This window comes from Nibribacter koreensis (assembly GCF_039541795.1).
Classification (GTDB): domain Bacteria; phylum Bacteroidota; class Bacteroidia; order Cytophagales; family Hymenobacteraceae; genus Nibribacter; species Nibribacter koreensis.
The window spans coordinates 1,173,980-1,188,863 of record NZ_BAABGX010000002.1 but is presented as its reverse complement, the minus strand read 5'-3'; the positions used below and the strand labels follow the sequence as shown (position 1 = coordinate 1,188,863).

Below are 14,884 nucleotides of genomic sequence, written 5' to 3'. Positions count from 1 at the left end.
AGCAAGCCCTTCTCTGGTTAGTAAGGCCGTTTTCTCCCAAACAGAAACGGTACTGGAGAGTGGTTTTGCTTTGTTTTTTGACGGCTACCACCTTTTGGGTGCTTAACTCTTTGAACAAGAGTTACATTGCCCGCATCTCTTACCCCATCCAGTTTGTCTATGACCAGCGCCAGCTGGTGCCGGTTAAGCCCCTCCCCGAAGAGGTGATGATTAGCGTGACCGGCAAGGGATGGAAGCTGTTGCGTAAAAGCCTCATGTTTCAGGTGAAGCCTGCTGAGCTTTCCATCAGAGGCTTGCCCTACGTGAAACAACTGCCTGGCTATGCGTTACGCCCCGCCATTGCCAACGCCTTAGACGGCCTGGAGCTTAACTACGTGGCCACAGACACCCTCTACTTTGACTTTGACCGTATTGCTACCCGCAAGATGCCGCTCATGGTAGATACCACCACTGTTAAGATTGCTCCTGGGTTTGCGTATGGCGGTAACTTAGCCATACGGCCAGATTCTATCACGTTTACGGGACCTTTGCAAATTATCAGCCTGTTCCCCAATCCGTACCCTTTGGCTGTGCCAGACAGTCCGTTTAGTGCCCCTTTTAAAGGAGACATGCTCTTGATGCATGACTTCTCTAACCTGGTTAAGGCAGACATTAGCAAAGCGCAGGTTCAGTTTAATGTCATTCCGCTAGAGAAGCAGGAGTTGGTGGTGCAGCCGGTGCTCAAGAATTTTCCGGGCCAGTACCGCTTGCAGTATTTGAACGGGCCGGTGAGAGTGAAGTACGCGTACCACCCCAGAAGCAGGGACAAAATACAGTTAGGCCAGTTCCAGGTGACCTTAGACTATGAGCGCTACAATGCTGCAGACTCTACCATAGTCCCCACCGTGACGCAGAAGCCTGCCGGCGTGCGCCAGACGTCCATTGCCCCTGGCAAGGTGAAAATTTCCTTAACCGCGCTTTAACAGATGCTCAAGATTGGCATAACCGGCGGCATTGGCTCTGGCAAGAGCATTGTCTGCCGTTGCTTTCAATTGCTGGGCGTGCCCGTATATGACTCAGACGCGCGTGCTAAGTGGGTAATGAACTATGACCCAGAGCTGCGCGAGGGCTTAATTTCTACCTTCGGGCCTGAGACCTTTGATGCTCATGGCCAACTCAACAGAACCTATCTGGCCCAGAAGGTTTTCCATGACAAAGAAGAGCTCACCAAACTGAACGCACTAGTGCATCCGCAGGTGCGCCAAGACTTTCATCAGTGGTTAGAAGCGCATTCCACTGCGCCGTACATTCTCAAAGAGGCCGCGCTCATGTTTGAGTCCAACGCCTATACGCAGGTTGACCATGTGCTCACGGTATCAGCGCCCGTGGCCTTGCGGCAACGCAGAACGTTGTCCAGAGACCCGCACCGTACCGCCCAAGACATAGAGGCCATCATGCACAAGCAATTGTCAGAGGAGGAACGTCTGGAACGCTCCCAGTTTGTCCTGTACAACGATGACCAGCAATTGGTACTTCCGCAGGTGGTCAAGCTCCATAAAGCCTTTCTGACATTAGCTACAGAACAGGCAGCTACCACTTAATCCTACTGTCGGTTTTTTGCCTGTTTTCTAGAAATGAGGCCAAAAACGGCTCTTGACGCAGAAGCCCGTAGGTCCTGCAGGATGCCACTTGTTTAGTCATGAGTCGCGAGTCATGAGTCTTGAGTCTGAAATAGCTCCTGTCCTCCCCCTAGCCCCTCCCGGAACAAGCCCGGGATCTTCGACTTCAAAGGGGGACGGAATGCGTGGTGGAAGCCAGCGCTTCAGGGCAGTTGAAAACTGCCCGCCATCATGGGGCCAAGTCAAAGACTTGAACCAGTCCCGTGAACCAAGATAGAGCAGACCGTGCGCAGCACGCATGTCTCTGCAGCGACAGGAACTGCCATCACCTACAACTAACCCATTCAGCCAATAAGCCTATGCAGAGAGGAACCGAAACCAGTCTTGGCTTTGAGCGCCTCTGTTGTTTCGTCGCCCGGCAGGGCGGGGCCGAAGGCCCAGAGTACAACAGCAGTGCGAAGGGCCAGGACGAGGCCCCGCGGCCGTGAGCGCTTAGCAGATAAAATGAAACAAGAAAGATAATGCGCACTGGAGCAAACGGTGTTACCGAGGGAACAGCCAAATGCTTGCACTAAAGCTTATTTAAGTGAAAGGCGACTGGTGAGGCAGAAGCGGTCGTTGGTGATAACACCAACAACGGCGGCGGATGACAAACCTTTCATGCGGACACAAGCGGACGCTTGCGCCATGGAAACCTGCCACAAATAACACCCGCGAGTTTGGAGACTCACGCCAGACGGCAGCTTATACAGGATTCACATAGGAATTCTGCATAGCAATCAGTAATGGACTTTCAGCAATCAAAAATCGTTTTCCGCCTGATTTCCAGAAAACAGCCTAAAAACAACTTCTTACTTGATGATAGGATACCGGGTAAAAGGCTTGGATGGGTCAAAAATCTTACGGTAAGTGTGATGGGTTTTGTAAATGACCGCCTCCAGTCCTCTCACCACCATCATCATCTTCGGGTTAAAATCGCCTATCCAGTTCATCTCTACCTGCCCCACGCCCTGCGCCAATACCGCCTTCTGAGACATCACAGACATATAGCTGTCAATGCCTTTGCCCTGAAACTCTGGGATGACGCCAAAAATCAACCCGAGGGCCTTTTTGCGCGGTTTGTGGTTGTACTGCCAGCGGTAATACAAGAATTTAAGCTTGCCTAGCCAGTCTAGCTTGCCATGTAGGTGCTTAAAGATTTGGTTGAGTTCTGGCAGCATGATAAAGAAAGAGATGGGCTGGTCATGGTAGTAGGCAAAATAAATCAGCTTCTCATCCATGATGGGTTTCATGCTGTTGATGAGTTTGCGGGCTTTGTCCAGGGTCATCTCATTGAGGCCAGAATGCCCCGCCCAGGCTTTGTTGTAAACCTCCAGGAATTCCTGCGTGAGCTTCTCCATGTTCTTTTTGGAAACATGTTTAAAAGAGAGGGCAGGGTCTTTGAGGAGAAGGGCGGCGCGCTGATGGATCTTGTCGCTTAGCTTTGCCTCTGGGTCGCGGCGGTAGGTATACTGTTTAAAGTACACTTGAAAGCCGTAGTTCTCAAACAGCTCCTGGTAGTAGGGCGGATGGTAGAACATGCCGTAGTTGGGCTCTGTGAAGCCATTTACCAGCAAGCCCCAGAAGCGGTCCCGCTCCCCGAAGTTGATGGGTCCGTCCATGGCTTCCATGCCCTGGTCTGCAAGCCATTTTTGACAGGCGTCAAACAGCATATTGGCCGCCGCCTGGTCATGGATGCACTCAAAGAAACCCATACCGCCGGTCACGTACTCAGAGGCGTTCTTGGTCTTGCCGTTCACAAAGGCCGCCACCCGGCCAATGGTCTGGCCTTGGTCGTCCTGCAGAATCCATCTGATGGCTGCCCCGTCTCTAAAGTTGGGGTTGAGCTTGGGGTTAAACGTCTTCTCAATGTCATTGTCCAGCGGCCTTATCCAGTTAGGATGGTCTTTGTACAAAGCGGTGGGAGAATCCAGAAAGGACTTTATGTGAGCAGCAGAGGTAACTTCTATCAGGTGCATAGCGCATGAGCATCTTTGGAGCCCCAAATTACGCAATTGCCCTAGAAGTGCCATGCCCTCTTAGGGCAGTGCCTTTACGCCACGCGTGAGATGATGGATTGGTGCGGGTGCACCAGCATCTCAATGCGCATGGCCTCATTGAAGCTATACGCCTGGCGGTCATAAGGGCTAATGAAGGCCTCCTTCATCACCAGCCAGGAAATGTCAAAGCCCAGAAAGTACATGGGCGCCGGGCTTATCTGCCAGCCTTGGTCTAATAAAATTTGGGTGTTCTCTTCCATGGCGTTGTCTGTCTAAGGTGGCGTTAAGTAGGTGCGTAGGCCATTCTGCTTGTCCAGAAAGACATACGTAATAAGATAACAGGTAAGATTGCAGAAAGTTAGAGCCCGCCAGAGGGAATAAGGCTAGAGAGGGAAGCCTGAAGATATAGCAAAAACTATATAAAACAAAAAAGCCTTACCGGGTAGGTAAGGCTTTTGAAGTGTGGGACGTGCTGGATTCGAACCAGCGACCCTCTGCTTGTAAGGCAGATGCTCTGAACCAGCTGAGCTAACATCCCTTCTTTTGTCTTTCGGTGACCAATTGTCCCCGTTTGATGATGCAAATATGGGGGGTGAAATCGAATCTTCCAAATAGGACCCGCAAAAAAGTGTGAAATATTTTTCTGGATGCGTCTCTGAAAGGTTTTATATATTTAAACTCAATACGTTAACCCTTTAAAAATTTTATGGAAGAAAACCTTTACGCTGAACCCTCAAACACGATTACGCTTAGCCCATCCATGATGAACTTTCTTTACGCCACGGCCAAGTGGGGTAAGTTTCTGGCCATTGTGGGTTTTGTTGGAGTAGGCATCATGGTCTTAATAGGGCTTTTTGGTGGCTCCATCATGGGCGCAGCCATGAGCACCGCCATGGAGGCAGATGAGAGCATAAACAACCCCATGCTCGGCTCCATGGGTTTCTTGTTTGGCTTCTTTTACTTATTGATTGCCGTGCTGTACTTCTTTCCGGTGTTGTACCTCTACAAGTTCTCCACTAAGATGCAGGACGGCCTGCGCTCAAAAGACGAAATGACAGTAGAGTCTTCCTTTGAGAACCTGAAGTCCTTGTTCAAGTTCATGGGAATTCTGACGGTGGTGATTTTAGGGTTTTATGCCCTCATCATTGTGTTTGGAGTAGGCGCCTTTGGCGTAGCCAGCATGCTTAAATAAACCAAGCACGCTCCCTTGAGAAGACAAGCCTGGAAGAGACCGTATTGACTTCTGGCTTGTCTTCTCTTTTTTTAATACGCGGCCCTTGCCCTAAATCTTGGCGGCTAGGGTTTGCCTCTGTATCTTTAACGTCTGCTTGATTGAACGTGGTGGGAAAGAGAAAAAAGATAGCGCGGTATGTACTTTGGGCCGTAGGGGGGCTGGTCCTGGTAATGGGACTGGCGGCGGGTACTATCTATCTTTACCAGGACAAAATCATCCAGCTGTTTGTGGCAGAGGCCAACAAGCACATCAAAACCAAAGTGGCCGTTGAGAAGATAGACGTCTCCTTGTGGGAGAAATTTCCTCAGGTGGCCATCTCGCTTACAAACGTGGAGATCACAGAAGCCCTCCCGGGCAGTACCGCTCCGCTGGCCAAACTACAACAAATTCACAGCACGTTCAGTCTTTGGGACCTTCTCTGGGGCGAATACCACATCAAAGAGATTTACCTAGAAAACGGAGAGGTGCGTGTAAAAGTCCTGCCCAACGGCGAGGTCAACTACCGCTTCTACCAATCCGCAGACACCAGCCAAAGCGGCAAGCTCTCCTTTGACCTACAGGGCATCACCTTGCGCAAGGTGCACGTGCTGTATGAAGACGCGCCCGCCCAACAAAAATATGACGTGCAGGCACATTTGATGAATGCCGCGCTTAGCCTGAAGGAACCGGTGGTGAACATTGGGCTTACGGGCAATGCGCGGGTGAACACCATTCTAGTGGCCGGCGATGAGTACCTGCAGCAGAAGGAAATCACGCTGGGCAGTCAGGTAATCGTCAATACTACACGCAAACACGTAACAATTGGCTCTTCTGAACTACGCATAGGCAAGGGACAGTACCAGTTTGGCGGCACCGTGAACTACGCAGGTAAGACGCAACTAGACTTGAATTTGGAAGGGAAGAACACAGATATACAGTCCTTGGTAGCCTTGTTGCCGCGCCATGTCACCAAAGCCTTTGCCCAGTACCAAAGCGAGGGCGACGTTTATTTTAAAGGCATCATTAAAGGCGAGGCCTCCGCGCAAAAGAACCCGTTTATACAAGTGAGCTTCGGGTGCCTCAGGGCATTCTTCTTTCATCCAGAATACAAAGAGAAGCTAGAGCAGGTGAGCTTTGCCGGAAGCTTTACCAACGGCGCCCAACGTAACAGCCAAACATCTGCAGTAGCCTTGCGCAACATTAAAGGCCAATTGCGCGGTAAGCCGTTCTCCGGAGAGTTTGGGTACAAGAACTTTGCAAACCCAGACGTACAGGCCCAACTCAAAGCCGACCTAGACATAGCTCACGTTTTTGGCCTGTTTCCGGTAAAAGACGTCAAAAACGGAAGCGGCCGGGCCTTGGTTAATTTCTCCTTCGCGGGTAATCTAAAGGCATTTAAAACCAATCCCAGAGGACCGGGCATCAAGACTTCTGGCGAGGTACAGCTACAGAACGTGAGCCTGCAGTTTGCCCAGCACCCTTTACCGTTTAAAGGCGTGCACGGCACGTTTCAGGTGCGCAAGAATGACGTGGCCATCTCAGACCTGAAAGGCAAGATTGGCGACACCGACTTTCTGGTGAACGGCTTCCTTAAAAACATGCTGGGCTACCTGTTTCTGGACAAGCAACGCCTGCGCGTAGAGGCAGACTTTACCACCCGCTACCTCAACCTGGACCAGTTGCTGGCCGCTTCTACCACCGCACCGCCAGTCAAGCGCCCCTCAGGTAAAGTAGACGCTTACGGTTACGCTTTGAACATGCCCGCCAACCTGGAACTGGACATCAACGCCGCGGTGAGCAGTTTAAAGTTCAGGCGGTTTAGAGCCAAGCAACTGAAGGGCAATGTGCTGTTGAAAAACCAAATCATTTCTTCGCCTAACATTGCCATGCAGGTGGTGGGTGGCCGCTTTAAAGTGCAGGGAAGCGTAGATGCGCGTCAGCCGCTCATCAAAATCAACTCCACGGCGCACATCCAGGACATTAAGGTAGACAGCCTGTTCTATGCGTTTGAGGACTTCGGGCAGGCGTTCATTACCCAGCGGCATTTGCATGGCACCTTGACAGCCCAGATCAACTCTGAGCTGTTTTTTGACCATAACCTTAACGCGCGGCCAGACCTTATGCAGGCCGAGATTGCTACTACTATCCGAAATGGACAGTTGCTCAATTGGGCGCCCATGCAGAAGATGAGCATTTTCATTAACCGGAACGAGCTGGCCAACCTGCGCTTCTCAGAAATCAAGAACAATTTCTACATCCAGAACCGCACCATCTACATACCTGAGATGGAAATTAAGTCCAGCACCAGCCGGTTCAACAACATCACGCTGTCAGGTATGCACACTTTTGACCAACAAATGGACTACAAGCTCAAAATCCCTTTATCTGGTGCCACCAAAGCCAAGCGCGACAAAGACGAACGCTTTGGCGTCATTGCCACCACCACAACGGCCAGCCCCAACCTATTCCTCACCATCAAAGGTCGCGAAGGCAACTTTAAATTAGCCTATGACCAGGAGCGCGTCAAAACCAAAATTGCCGCAGACCTCAAAACCGAAAAGCAGGAACTGAAAGAACTCTTCCAGGGCAAAAAGAAAGAAGAGAAGAAGACCGTCAAACCCGCCACGGAGTACTTTGATTTTTAAGACTGTTTTTGGGCTGTTTTAGGGGAATGAGGCTGAAAACGAGATTATGGTTAACCTAAGGGAAGGAGCTATGTATTCCTAAAGGAATGTTTTATTGACTTGATAGGAATGGACACATTAAGTTAAATATACCTATCTGCTGAATAATATTTTTAAATTTGAGTTGAAGCAGTTTTAATGTATTAACCATTACTAATAAATTATCAATTTTTTTAATATTAATATAAAATGAAAAGAGTAGTTCTATTTGTAATACTTTTTAGTGTGGCCTTAATGGCCCAAAGTCAAAACCTGATAATTAATGAGCGTGTCTATAAGCCCGGAATTTATAAGACCTTTGAAGAATTCAAATTCAACAATCCCTCTTTTATTTTTAATTATAGTATTGAGCAAATCTATAAACCTTATGGGTCTGTGCTCTCCAGTGGAAGCGTGAATCATTATAGAATGAATATAGATAAACCAATGGGAAAGTCTATTGGAAGCGTTTTTGGGTTCAGTGACGGGACTAATATTTATGTAAACACCAGTAATTCTACATTGAGCCCTAAATTAGATTTTTATAAAATTGATCTTTTAGGCCAGTATTGCTATTATGAATTTGTAGGAATGAACAACATAGGCGGTAGTAATCTGCTTCAATTGGTGAGGAACGTTATTGATATAGAGTCAGGGAAAGTAACCGTATTGGGGAAGAAAGAGGTGAAGAAATTAATAGCAAAGGACAAGGAGCTTGTTGCTATGTATGAAAAAGAAGAAAAGAAGCTAGATAAGAGTAAAGAGTATATTAAGAAGTACAATGAAAGGTTTAAAAGCGGACAATTGTAATGTTAACTCTCTGAATTCACTTAAGTAAAGATGCATTACTTGTGCATTGCCTAATTGGAAACTATGAAAAAATACTTCCACCGCTTCCTGCCTTTCCTCTTTGCAGGATTGATGGCCTGCCAATCCAATTCCAGCACAACTTCCCAATCTGCCGGCTCAACCGCCAAAGTCTATTACCCTGGCGCGGGAGACAACTGGGAAACCAAAAAGCCCGAAGAGGTAGGCATGGACGCGGAATTATTGGCGCAGGCGGTGGCATATGCGCAGACGCAGGAGACCAAACGGCCGAAGGATTTCTCTGATCAGGAACAGGTCTTCGGGAAGTTGCTGGGGCCTATTCCCAATGACCGGGCGGCTACCAACGGCATCATTTTAAAGAACGGCTACATCGTGGCGGAGTGGGGAGACACCAAACGCGCTGACCCTACCTACAGCATCGCCAAAAGCTTCTTGTCTACCATTCTGGGCATCACCGTGGACAAAGGCATGATTAAAGACGTGCATGATCCGGTGGCCAACTACATCAAAGACGGAGGCTATGACTCTGAGCACAACAGAAAAGTAACCTGGCACCACCATGCCCAGCAGACCAGCGAGTGGGAAGGCGAGCTGTTCGGGAAGAGCCACACCTTTGTGGGCAAAGAGGAATTTGGAAGCGGCGAACGCAAGCCGCGCGCCTTGCAAGAACCCGGCACCTTCTATGAGTACAATGACGTGCGCATCAACCGGCTGTCTTTGTCCTTACTGCGCCTCTGGAAGAAACCTCTGCCTGAAGTCCTGAAAGAGCAGATCATGAACCCCATTGGTGCGTCCAATACCTGGCAATACATTCCCTACAAGAATTCATATGTAGACGTAGACGGCAAACAGCTACCCAGCGTGAGCGGCGGTACCCGCTGGGGCGGCGGCCTCTGGATCAATACCCGCGACGAAGCCCGTTTCGGGTACCTGTTCCTGCGCAACGGCCGCTGGAAAGACAAACAACTGGTCTCTGAGAAGTGGATACAGCAAGCGCTCACGCCTGGCCCGCACGGTCCCGACTACGGATACCTCTGGTGGCTCAACACCCAGAAAAAGCAATGGCCAGACGCGCCCGCTACCAGTTACGCCGCCCTGGGTGCCGGTTCTAATACCATCTGGGTTGACCCTGAACATGACATTGTGGTGGTATGGCGCTGGCACCAAACCAACGGCAATGAGTTCTTTAAGCGTATTCTGGCGGCGGTCAAGTAATAAAAAGGTCTATTCGCTTCTTGCTACTAAGCAATCTACCATAGCGCAAGCGTTTTTGGCCTGTTTTCTGGGAATTAGCCCAAAAAGAAAATTCATTTACCTAACGTAATGCCTGTCCTTAACGCAGATTCTCCCCTTGAGGGGAGCGTAGAGGGGGGTCTACACAGGAGAGTAAAAAGTATTGTCTTTTGTGTACATGAGTAGTTTTTTTGCCTTAATGGCACTTCGCAAATTCAAATAGGAATTTCCTGATCTGCAAATGTAAACACCCCTCTGCGCTCCCCTCAAGGGGAGAATCTAGATTTAGAGGAGGTATTCCAATCACAACTACAAGCAACTCACTCCGCCTAATTCATTCTCTTTAAAAATTTCCTGTAGGCTACTGACAGACTGTTGTCACTGGGGGCGGGTACTTTTGGTGCATCGTTCAACCAATAACCCCAAAACCTATGGAAACCATCACATCCACCACCCCCACCACATCCGTCATCTCTTCTCAAGACCTACTTGCCCACTGGCAAGGACACCGCGGCCTCACCAGAAGAGTCATAGAGGCGTTCCCTGAGAAAGAGCTGTTTGAATTTTCTATTGGCGGTATGCGCACGTTCTACAAAATGGTGCAGGAGCTATTGATGCTGGCCGCACCCGGGGTAAAGCAAATAGCAGACGGTACCGTGCCGCAACTCAGTGAGGAATTATACCAAGCTAACAGCAAAGAAGAACTACTGTCCCTATGGGATGCCCAAACCACGGCCATGGACCAGGACTGGGGCCTGATCCCAGACCAAAAGTTTCAGGAGACCATTCTGGCCTTCGGGGCGTATGAAGGTTCCGTGATTTCTACCGTGCTGTACTACATAGACAATGAAATCCATCACCGCGGGCAGGGCTATGTGTACTTGCGGGCGCTAGGCGTTACGCCTCCAAACTTCTATGAGAGATAAGCCTACAGCAACAGCTATGAGAACAGTGCTGGTGTTTAAGACCTCAGTGCGTACGCATCAGGGCGTAAAGCAGGTGGCGCCTCTGCTAAATCAACTGCTCAGGCCCACAGAACGCTGGAACTTTGACCTGGAGGATTGTGACCACATTCTTAGGGTAGAAGCCCAGGCCGTAACGCCTTCGGTTATTATTGACAGGCTGCAACAGGCGGGTTTTCTATGCGCCGAACTGGAGGACTAAGCCATAACGGGCTCAGGTGTGACTTGTAAAGAAGCCTGCACCTTGGCAATGATGTCGCTTACTTGTTCTTTCAGGCTCTCGGGTTCCAGGATCTGGGCGCAGTCCCCGAACATGAGAAACCACCTGGCAAAGCCTTCGCAGTGGGGCTCGGTCAGGAAGGTCATCACCACGTAGTCGCCGTCTGGTTTTTCAGAGGTGAAGCCATAATAGGTACGGCTGGTCTGGATGTATTTGGCAAACTGCTTCTCTACCCGCAAGACCACTTTCATTTTCTCAGAAGGGACTTTGGGCTTTCTATAATCAGATAACGGACCGTGCTCTCTGCTGAAGGGGCGGTCCGTTAATTTTATCTGGAGCATGCGGTCAGTCCTGAACTGGCGGTAATCTGCGCGCAGGTGGCAGTAGCCCATGATGTACCAGAAGTTATTCTCGTGAAACAGGCCCACGGGCTCAATGAGGCGCTCAGTAGGTTCCTCAGAACTGAAGGCCTGGTACTGCATAGCCACCTGCTTTTTCTCGGCCATGCTGTCCAGGAGCACGTCCAGGGCATGGGGCGTGTGCTGGTTGAATAACTGAGTAGAAGCGTCTACCCAAATCTGGGCCTCAAGCGTAGCCACCCGGTCTTTGGCACTGCCCCGCAACACAGATTTCACCTTGTACATGGCAGACTCAAAATGCGCGCCTAATGCTTTGTCGCTGAACTTCTGCATTAGCTTCTCTGCGGCCACAAAACTGCCGGCTTCTTCATGCGTGAACATGACGGGTGGTAGTCGGTAGCCTTCCAGCAAGGAGTAACCCACGCCTGCCTCGCCGGTGACGGGCACGCCCGAGGCTTCCAGGGACCGGATGTCGCGGTACACAGTGCGCAAGCTCACCTGAAAGCGGTCGGCCAGTTCCTGGGCTTTGACCGTGCGGCCTGACTGCAAATGCTGCAACATGGCCACGATGCGGTCAAAACGGTTGAGGGCTTCATTGTCCATAATCTAGAGGCGTTGGCTGGTTAAACTTACCAAAAATCAGAGTAGCATGTAGGCGGGAGAGCAGAGGAGTAGCAACTATTATAACGTTATCGTTTTCGGGCTGTTTTCCAGAAATGAGGCCAAAAACGCCAACTCGTTTTTAAGTGCTTCGTTCATAATGCTCTATACCAATGCAAACTGAACGACTATGACCGAAGAAACCACATTGCTTAAAAACTACTCAGACCAAGAGAAAGGAGCCTATTTAGGCGCATTGGCTACTATTGCCTCGGCAGACGGAACTGTTACTGAAGATGAGCTAACGTTCCTGCGCTTGCTAGGCGAGGCTGCCGAACTGCCTGCCAGCCTGGAGCAGGAGGTAGAGTCTATTGCCAAGAATCCATCGCAGATAAGCCTGCAAAAGTGCCTGGACGTGCTAAAGACCAGCGACCTGCGCTTCTCCTTTGTGACAGATCTCATCAGCTTCGCGAAGTCTGACGGCGAATACTCACCTGAGGAACAGCAACGCATTGGCGAAATTGGCCAGTACTTGGGCATTGACCAGAAGCAGTTCAGTATCCTGGACCAGTTTGTAGACAAAGCCAACCAGGCTCAGCAACAGGGCGAAGACCCAACCTCGCAATCCTTCCTGAACAAAAGCGGCTTTGGCGACATGTTCAAGAAGTCTGGCATCTCTCCGGGTATGGTGACGGGCATGCTGGGCATCTTGGCACCTATGGTCATCTCTGGCATGATGCGCCGAAAAGGCGGTAGGAGCATGGGCATGGGTGGCGGTATGATGGGTGGCATGGGCGGTGGCCTAGGCGGACTCTTAGGAGGTCTGCTGGGCGGCGGCATGATGAGCAGAGGGGGTATGTACGGTGGCGGTCGTACAGGAGGTCTAGGTTCAATGGCTTCTATCCTGGGCGGTCTAGCTGGACGTAGCCGCTACGGCGGCATGGGTTCTGGTGGATTAGGCGGCCTGCTAGGCGGTATTCTGGGCGGTGGCCGCAGAGGCGGCGGGACCGGCTGGTAATTCTTAGTAAGCTAAATGTTGAATCCCGTTTTCGGGCTGTTTCCATCAAAACAGCCCGAAAACGGGAATTTTTGTTTCAAACTTTCAAGAAGGAATTGCTTTGGGCTTATTCTCCTAGAGGGTAAATAAGACTTGCAAGTACCACACTGCCAGAGTATACCAAACTAAGCATCAAAGCCATCGTTCCGCCAATAATTTGGAAGGTTATAAAAATAGAAACTATGATGAAGAGGTTTATTAATGACTTGAGTAGGACAGCAGACGTAATTCTTTTAGATAAAAATTTAAAGATGATGAAACTGAGGGAGAGAGCCGGTAAGGAAAGCACTAATCCAAACAATACAAAGAGAGGGATAACTTCAAATCCAGTATCAAAATCTTCATTTAGCAATCCTATAATAATAAATATTATAGGGGCAATGAATACAATGCTAGAACCCCAAAGCAAGAAAACATAAGCTCCGGATTTAGTTTTGTTCTTCATCATTATCTGACCTTCTCCAAATCTCTATTCTATTTCCTGCTTCATATACACCGTCTGCGTTGGGAACGCAAATTGGGCGCCGTGTTGCTCTACAATCTCTACAATCTTGTAGTTGATTTCCTCTTTGATGTTCACGTACTCGTCCCAGTCAATGGTGTCAATGAAGTAGAGTACCATCACGTCTTTGGAGTGAGGTCCCAGGTTCATGAAACGCACGCGTCCGTCCTGGTTGGTGCGGGGGTAGTGGTCTATGAAATACTGGATGTCCTGGACAATGCTTTTAATCTGCTGGGAGGTGGTGCTGTAGGTGAGCGTGATGTCAAACTTAACCCGCCGGAACGTGCGAAGGGTGAGGTTGTCCAGCGGCTTGTCAATCATGTGCTTGTTGGGGAGGGTCACGTAGCTTTTCTCCATGGTGCGTATGCGCGTGCTCCTGAACCCGATCTTCTCAATGGTGCCCGTCACTTCACCTACCTGCACCAGGTCGCCTACCACAAACGGGTGGTCCAAAAAGATGGTGAAGGAGGCCAGCAGGTTCTCCAGGCTTTCTTTGGCCGCGAAGGCAATGGCCAAACCACCCACTCCCAGACCAGCCACCAAGCCCGCTACGTTCACCTTGAAGACTGTGCCCAGCATTACAAAAAAGCCAATGATGACCACAATCACCTTAATGAAATCCACGAAGAACGGGACTAGCTGGTCATCCAGTTTGGATTGGGTCTTGGCAGCACGCTTAGAGAAGATCAGGCCCGCAAAATCAACCAGGCGCATGACTACCCAGGTGAGCGAGAAGATCAGGAAGATGCTGTAAATGCGTTGCAAGACACGCTTGAGGCCCAGTTCATCCTTGGCAGGCAAGCCTAGTTCTGGCGGGTAGTTGAGGCGGTCAAAGGCAATGTACAGGAAGACCAGAAACGTCAGCACTTCCAGCGGTACTACCAGCAGGCGTCTGAACTCTTCTTTGGTCACCTCAGAAGAAAAGCGCTTGACCATCACCCTGAACAGGATGGAAGTGAGTAACTTAGAGAGGATTTCCTTGAACAGGAAACCGCAGAGCATAATCCCGATGAACAGGAAATACTGCTCCACGCTGTTCCCTAAAAAGACTTGGTCAAGTATGTTCTGAAGTTGTTCCTTCATGGATGTAAATTTCAAGGCGCTTGCAACCAACGGGTCGCTAGCGGGGTCAATAAAGTAAAAATGGACATTAATCTATGAAACGGAAAATTTTATCCCTCCTTTTGATTGGCTTCGGGCTGTTTCTGAACATAGCCTGCCAAGGTCCTGACGGCAAATTAGAGTGGCCAGAAGAAGCCCAAACCAAATGGCTGTCTTACCAAGAAACCCAGTGCGCCGATCCTTGGGGATACGGCAACAGCAACCAAGACAAGGTGCAGTACATAAAAGAGTATCTGCAGAAGCAGGGAATAACCGTCCTGGATATTTCCCTTAACAAGGTGAATGATGGTGCCATGTGTATGGCCTGTACCTGTGCCAGTGGAAGAGTCTTGAAGGTGCAGGTGAAGAAAGAAGACGAAGCCAAGTTGCTGACCATGGGGTTCAAGTCGGTTTAGTTCTGCCGAGTCCTCAATAGTAAAAAAAGCCTCTGCTTCTTGTGAGAAGCAGAGGCTTTTCTATGTTGATTTTATTTTATTTCTTTTCTGGTT

At 49.8% G+C, this 14,884-nt stretch carries 15 protein-coding genes and 1 tRNA gene; 10 read left to right on the top strand and 6 right to left on the bottom strand.

Features of this window, described 5'->3' with window-relative positions; all coding sequences use genetic code 11:
• The first annotated feature begins 110 nt into the window (after positions 1-110).
• Together ABD880_RS12360 and coaE are read left to right on the top strand one after the other, a co-directional pair.
• Positions 111-962 (top strand): YbbR-like domain-containing protein, encoded by an 852-nt coding sequence (locus ABD880_RS12360; RefSeq protein WP_345166511.1) that lies wholly within the window; start codon positions 111-113, stop codon positions 960-962.
• Positions 963-965: 3 nt separating this feature from the next.
• Positions 966-1,580, top strand: coding sequence for a dephospho-CoA kinase (coaE, locus tag ABD880_RS12355; protein WP_345166509.1), 615 nt, complete (start codon positions 966-968; stop codon positions 1,578-1,580).
• Positions 1,581-2,449: 869 nt separating this feature from the next.
• Here the strand turns inward: coaE and ABD880_RS12350 are convergent.
• The 3 genes from ABD880_RS12350 to ABD880_RS12340 form a co-directional block, all read right to left on the bottom strand.
• Positions 2,450-3,616, bottom strand: a complete 1,167-nt coding sequence (locus ABD880_RS12350; protein ID WP_345166507.1) for a hypothetical protein — start codon at positions 3,614-3,616, stop codon at positions 2,450-2,452.
• A gap of 74 nt (positions 3,617-3,690) precedes the next feature.
• Entirely contained in the window at positions 3,691-3,897 is a 207-nt protein-coding gene (locus tag ABD880_RS12345; protein WP_345166504.1) for a hypothetical protein, read from the bottom strand.
• A gap of 203 nt (positions 3,898-4,100) precedes the next feature.
• Positions 4,101-4,175, bottom strand: a tRNA-Val gene (locus ABD880_RS12340).
• 222 nt (positions 4,176-4,397) lie between these two features.
• Between ABD880_RS12340 and ABD880_RS12335 the strand changes: the two genes are divergently transcribed.
• The 6 genes from ABD880_RS12335 (at position 4,398) to ABD880_RS12310 (ending at position 10,738) form a co-directional block, all read left to right on the top strand.
• Positions 4,398-4,829: a DUF5362 family protein gene (locus ABD880_RS12335; protein ID WP_345166501.1), complete on the top strand. Its 432-nt coding sequence runs from the start codon at positions 4,398-4,400 to the stop codon at positions 4,827-4,829.
• Between the two features lie 149 nt (positions 4,830-4,978).
• A complete protein-coding gene (locus ABD880_RS12330; RefSeq protein WP_345166499.1) occupies positions 4,979-7,495 on the top strand; it encodes an AsmA family protein in 2,517 nt (838 codons plus the stop codon).
• A 228-nt stretch (positions 7,496-7,723) separates the two neighbouring features.
• Positions 7,724-8,323 (top strand): hypothetical protein, encoded by a 600-nt coding sequence (locus tag ABD880_RS12325; protein ID WP_345166497.1) that lies wholly within the window; start codon positions 7,724-7,726, stop codon positions 8,321-8,323.
• 63 nt (positions 8,324-8,386) lie between these two features.
• Positions 8,387-9,556, top strand: coding sequence for a serine hydrolase domain-containing protein (locus ABD880_RS12320; protein WP_345166495.1), 1,170 nt, complete (start codon positions 8,387-8,389; stop codon positions 9,554-9,556).
• A gap of 449 nt (positions 9,557-10,005) precedes the next feature.
• Positions 10,006-10,500 (top strand): DinB family protein, encoded by a 495-nt coding sequence (locus ABD880_RS12315; protein WP_345166493.1) that lies wholly within the window; start codon positions 10,006-10,008, stop codon positions 10,498-10,500.
• Positions 10,501-10,516: 16 nt separating this feature from the next.
• Positions 10,517-10,738, top strand: coding sequence for a hypothetical protein (locus ABD880_RS12310; protein WP_345166492.1), 222 nt, complete (start codon positions 10,517-10,519; stop codon positions 10,736-10,738).
• On the opposite strand, the gene ABD880_RS12305 is transcribed toward ABD880_RS12310, so the two are convergent.
• On the bottom strand, positions 10,735-11,718 hold the full coding sequence (locus ABD880_RS12305) for a helix-turn-helix transcriptional regulator (RefSeq protein WP_345166490.1): 984 nt from the start codon (positions 11,716-11,718) through the stop codon (positions 10,735-10,737). The two genes, ABD880_RS12310 and ABD880_RS12305, sit on opposite strands and share 4 nt — an antisense overlap.
• Positions 11,719-11,905: 187 nt before the next feature.
• Between ABD880_RS12305 and ABD880_RS12300 the strand changes: the two genes are divergently transcribed.
• Complete coding sequence (locus ABD880_RS12300; RefSeq protein WP_345166487.1) at positions 11,906-12,733, top strand: tellurite resistance TerB family protein; 828 nt, start codon at positions 11,906-11,908, stop codon at positions 12,731-12,733.
• 106 nt (positions 12,734-12,839) lie between these two features.
• Here ABD880_RS12300 and ABD880_RS12295 read toward each other — a convergent pair whose 3' ends face one another.
• Positions 12,840-13,220: a hypothetical protein gene (locus tag ABD880_RS12295; protein WP_345166485.1), complete on the bottom strand. Its 381-nt coding sequence runs from the start codon at positions 13,218-13,220 to the stop codon at positions 12,840-12,842.
• 21 nt (positions 13,221-13,241) lie between these two features.
• Positions 13,242-14,357, bottom strand: coding sequence for a mechanosensitive ion channel family protein (locus ABD880_RS12290; protein WP_345166484.1), 1,116 nt, complete (start codon positions 14,355-14,357; stop codon positions 13,242-13,244).
• 74 nt (positions 14,358-14,431) lie between these two features.
• Here ABD880_RS12290 and ABD880_RS12285 point away from each other — a divergent pair, with 74 nt between their 5' ends.
• Positions 14,432-14,791, top strand: coding sequence for a hypothetical protein (locus ABD880_RS12285; protein WP_345166482.1), 360 nt, complete (start codon positions 14,432-14,434; stop codon positions 14,789-14,791).
• Positions 14,792-14,884: the final 93 nt, after the last annotated feature.

Coding starts and splice junctions, on each gene's coding strand:
- ABD880_RS12285 (WP_345166482.1), top strand. CDS start 14,432: ATGAAACGGAAAATTTTATCCCTCCTTTTGATTGGCTTCGGGCTGTTT.
- ABD880_RS12345 (WP_345166504.1), bottom strand. CDS start 3,897: ATGGAAGAGAACACCCAAATTTTATTAGACCAAGGCTGGCAGATAAGC.
- ABD880_RS12290 (WP_345166484.1), bottom strand. CDS start 14,357: ATGAAGGAACAACTTCAGAACATACTTGACCAAGTCTTTTTAGGGAAC.
- ABD880_RS12305 (WP_345166490.1), bottom strand. CDS start 11,718: ATGGACAATGAAGCCCTCAACCGTTTTGACCGCATCGTGGCCATGTTG.
- ABD880_RS12295 (WP_345166485.1), bottom strand. CDS start 13,220: ATGATGAAGAACAAAACTAAATCCGGAGCTTATGTTTTCTTGCTTTGG.
- ABD880_RS12320 (WP_345166495.1), top strand. CDS start 8,387: ATGAAAAAATACTTCCACCGCTTCCTGCCTTTCCTCTTTGCAGGATTG.
- ABD880_RS12325 (WP_345166497.1), top strand. CDS start 7,724: ATGAAAAGAGTAGTTCTATTTGTAATACTTTTTAGTGTGGCCTTAATG.
- ABD880_RS12300 (WP_345166487.1), top strand. CDS start 11,906: ATGACCGAAGAAACCACATTGCTTAAAAACTACTCAGACCAAGAGAAA.
- ABD880_RS12335 (WP_345166501.1), top strand. CDS start 4,398: ATGATGAACTTTCTTTACGCCACGGCCAAGTGGGGTAAGTTTCTGGCC.
- ABD880_RS12315 (WP_345166493.1), top strand. CDS start 10,006: ATGGAAACCATCACATCCACCACCCCCACCACATCCGTCATCTCTTCT.
- coaE (WP_345166509.1), top strand. CDS start 966: ATGCTCAAGATTGGCATAACCGGCGGCATTGGCTCTGGCAAGAGCATT.
- ABD880_RS12350 (WP_345166507.1), bottom strand. CDS start 3,616: ATGCACCTGATAGAAGTTACCTCTGCTGCTCACATAAAGTCCTTTCTG.
- ABD880_RS12310 (WP_345166492.1), top strand. CDS start 10,517: ATGAGAACAGTGCTGGTGTTTAAGACCTCAGTGCGTACGCATCAGGGC.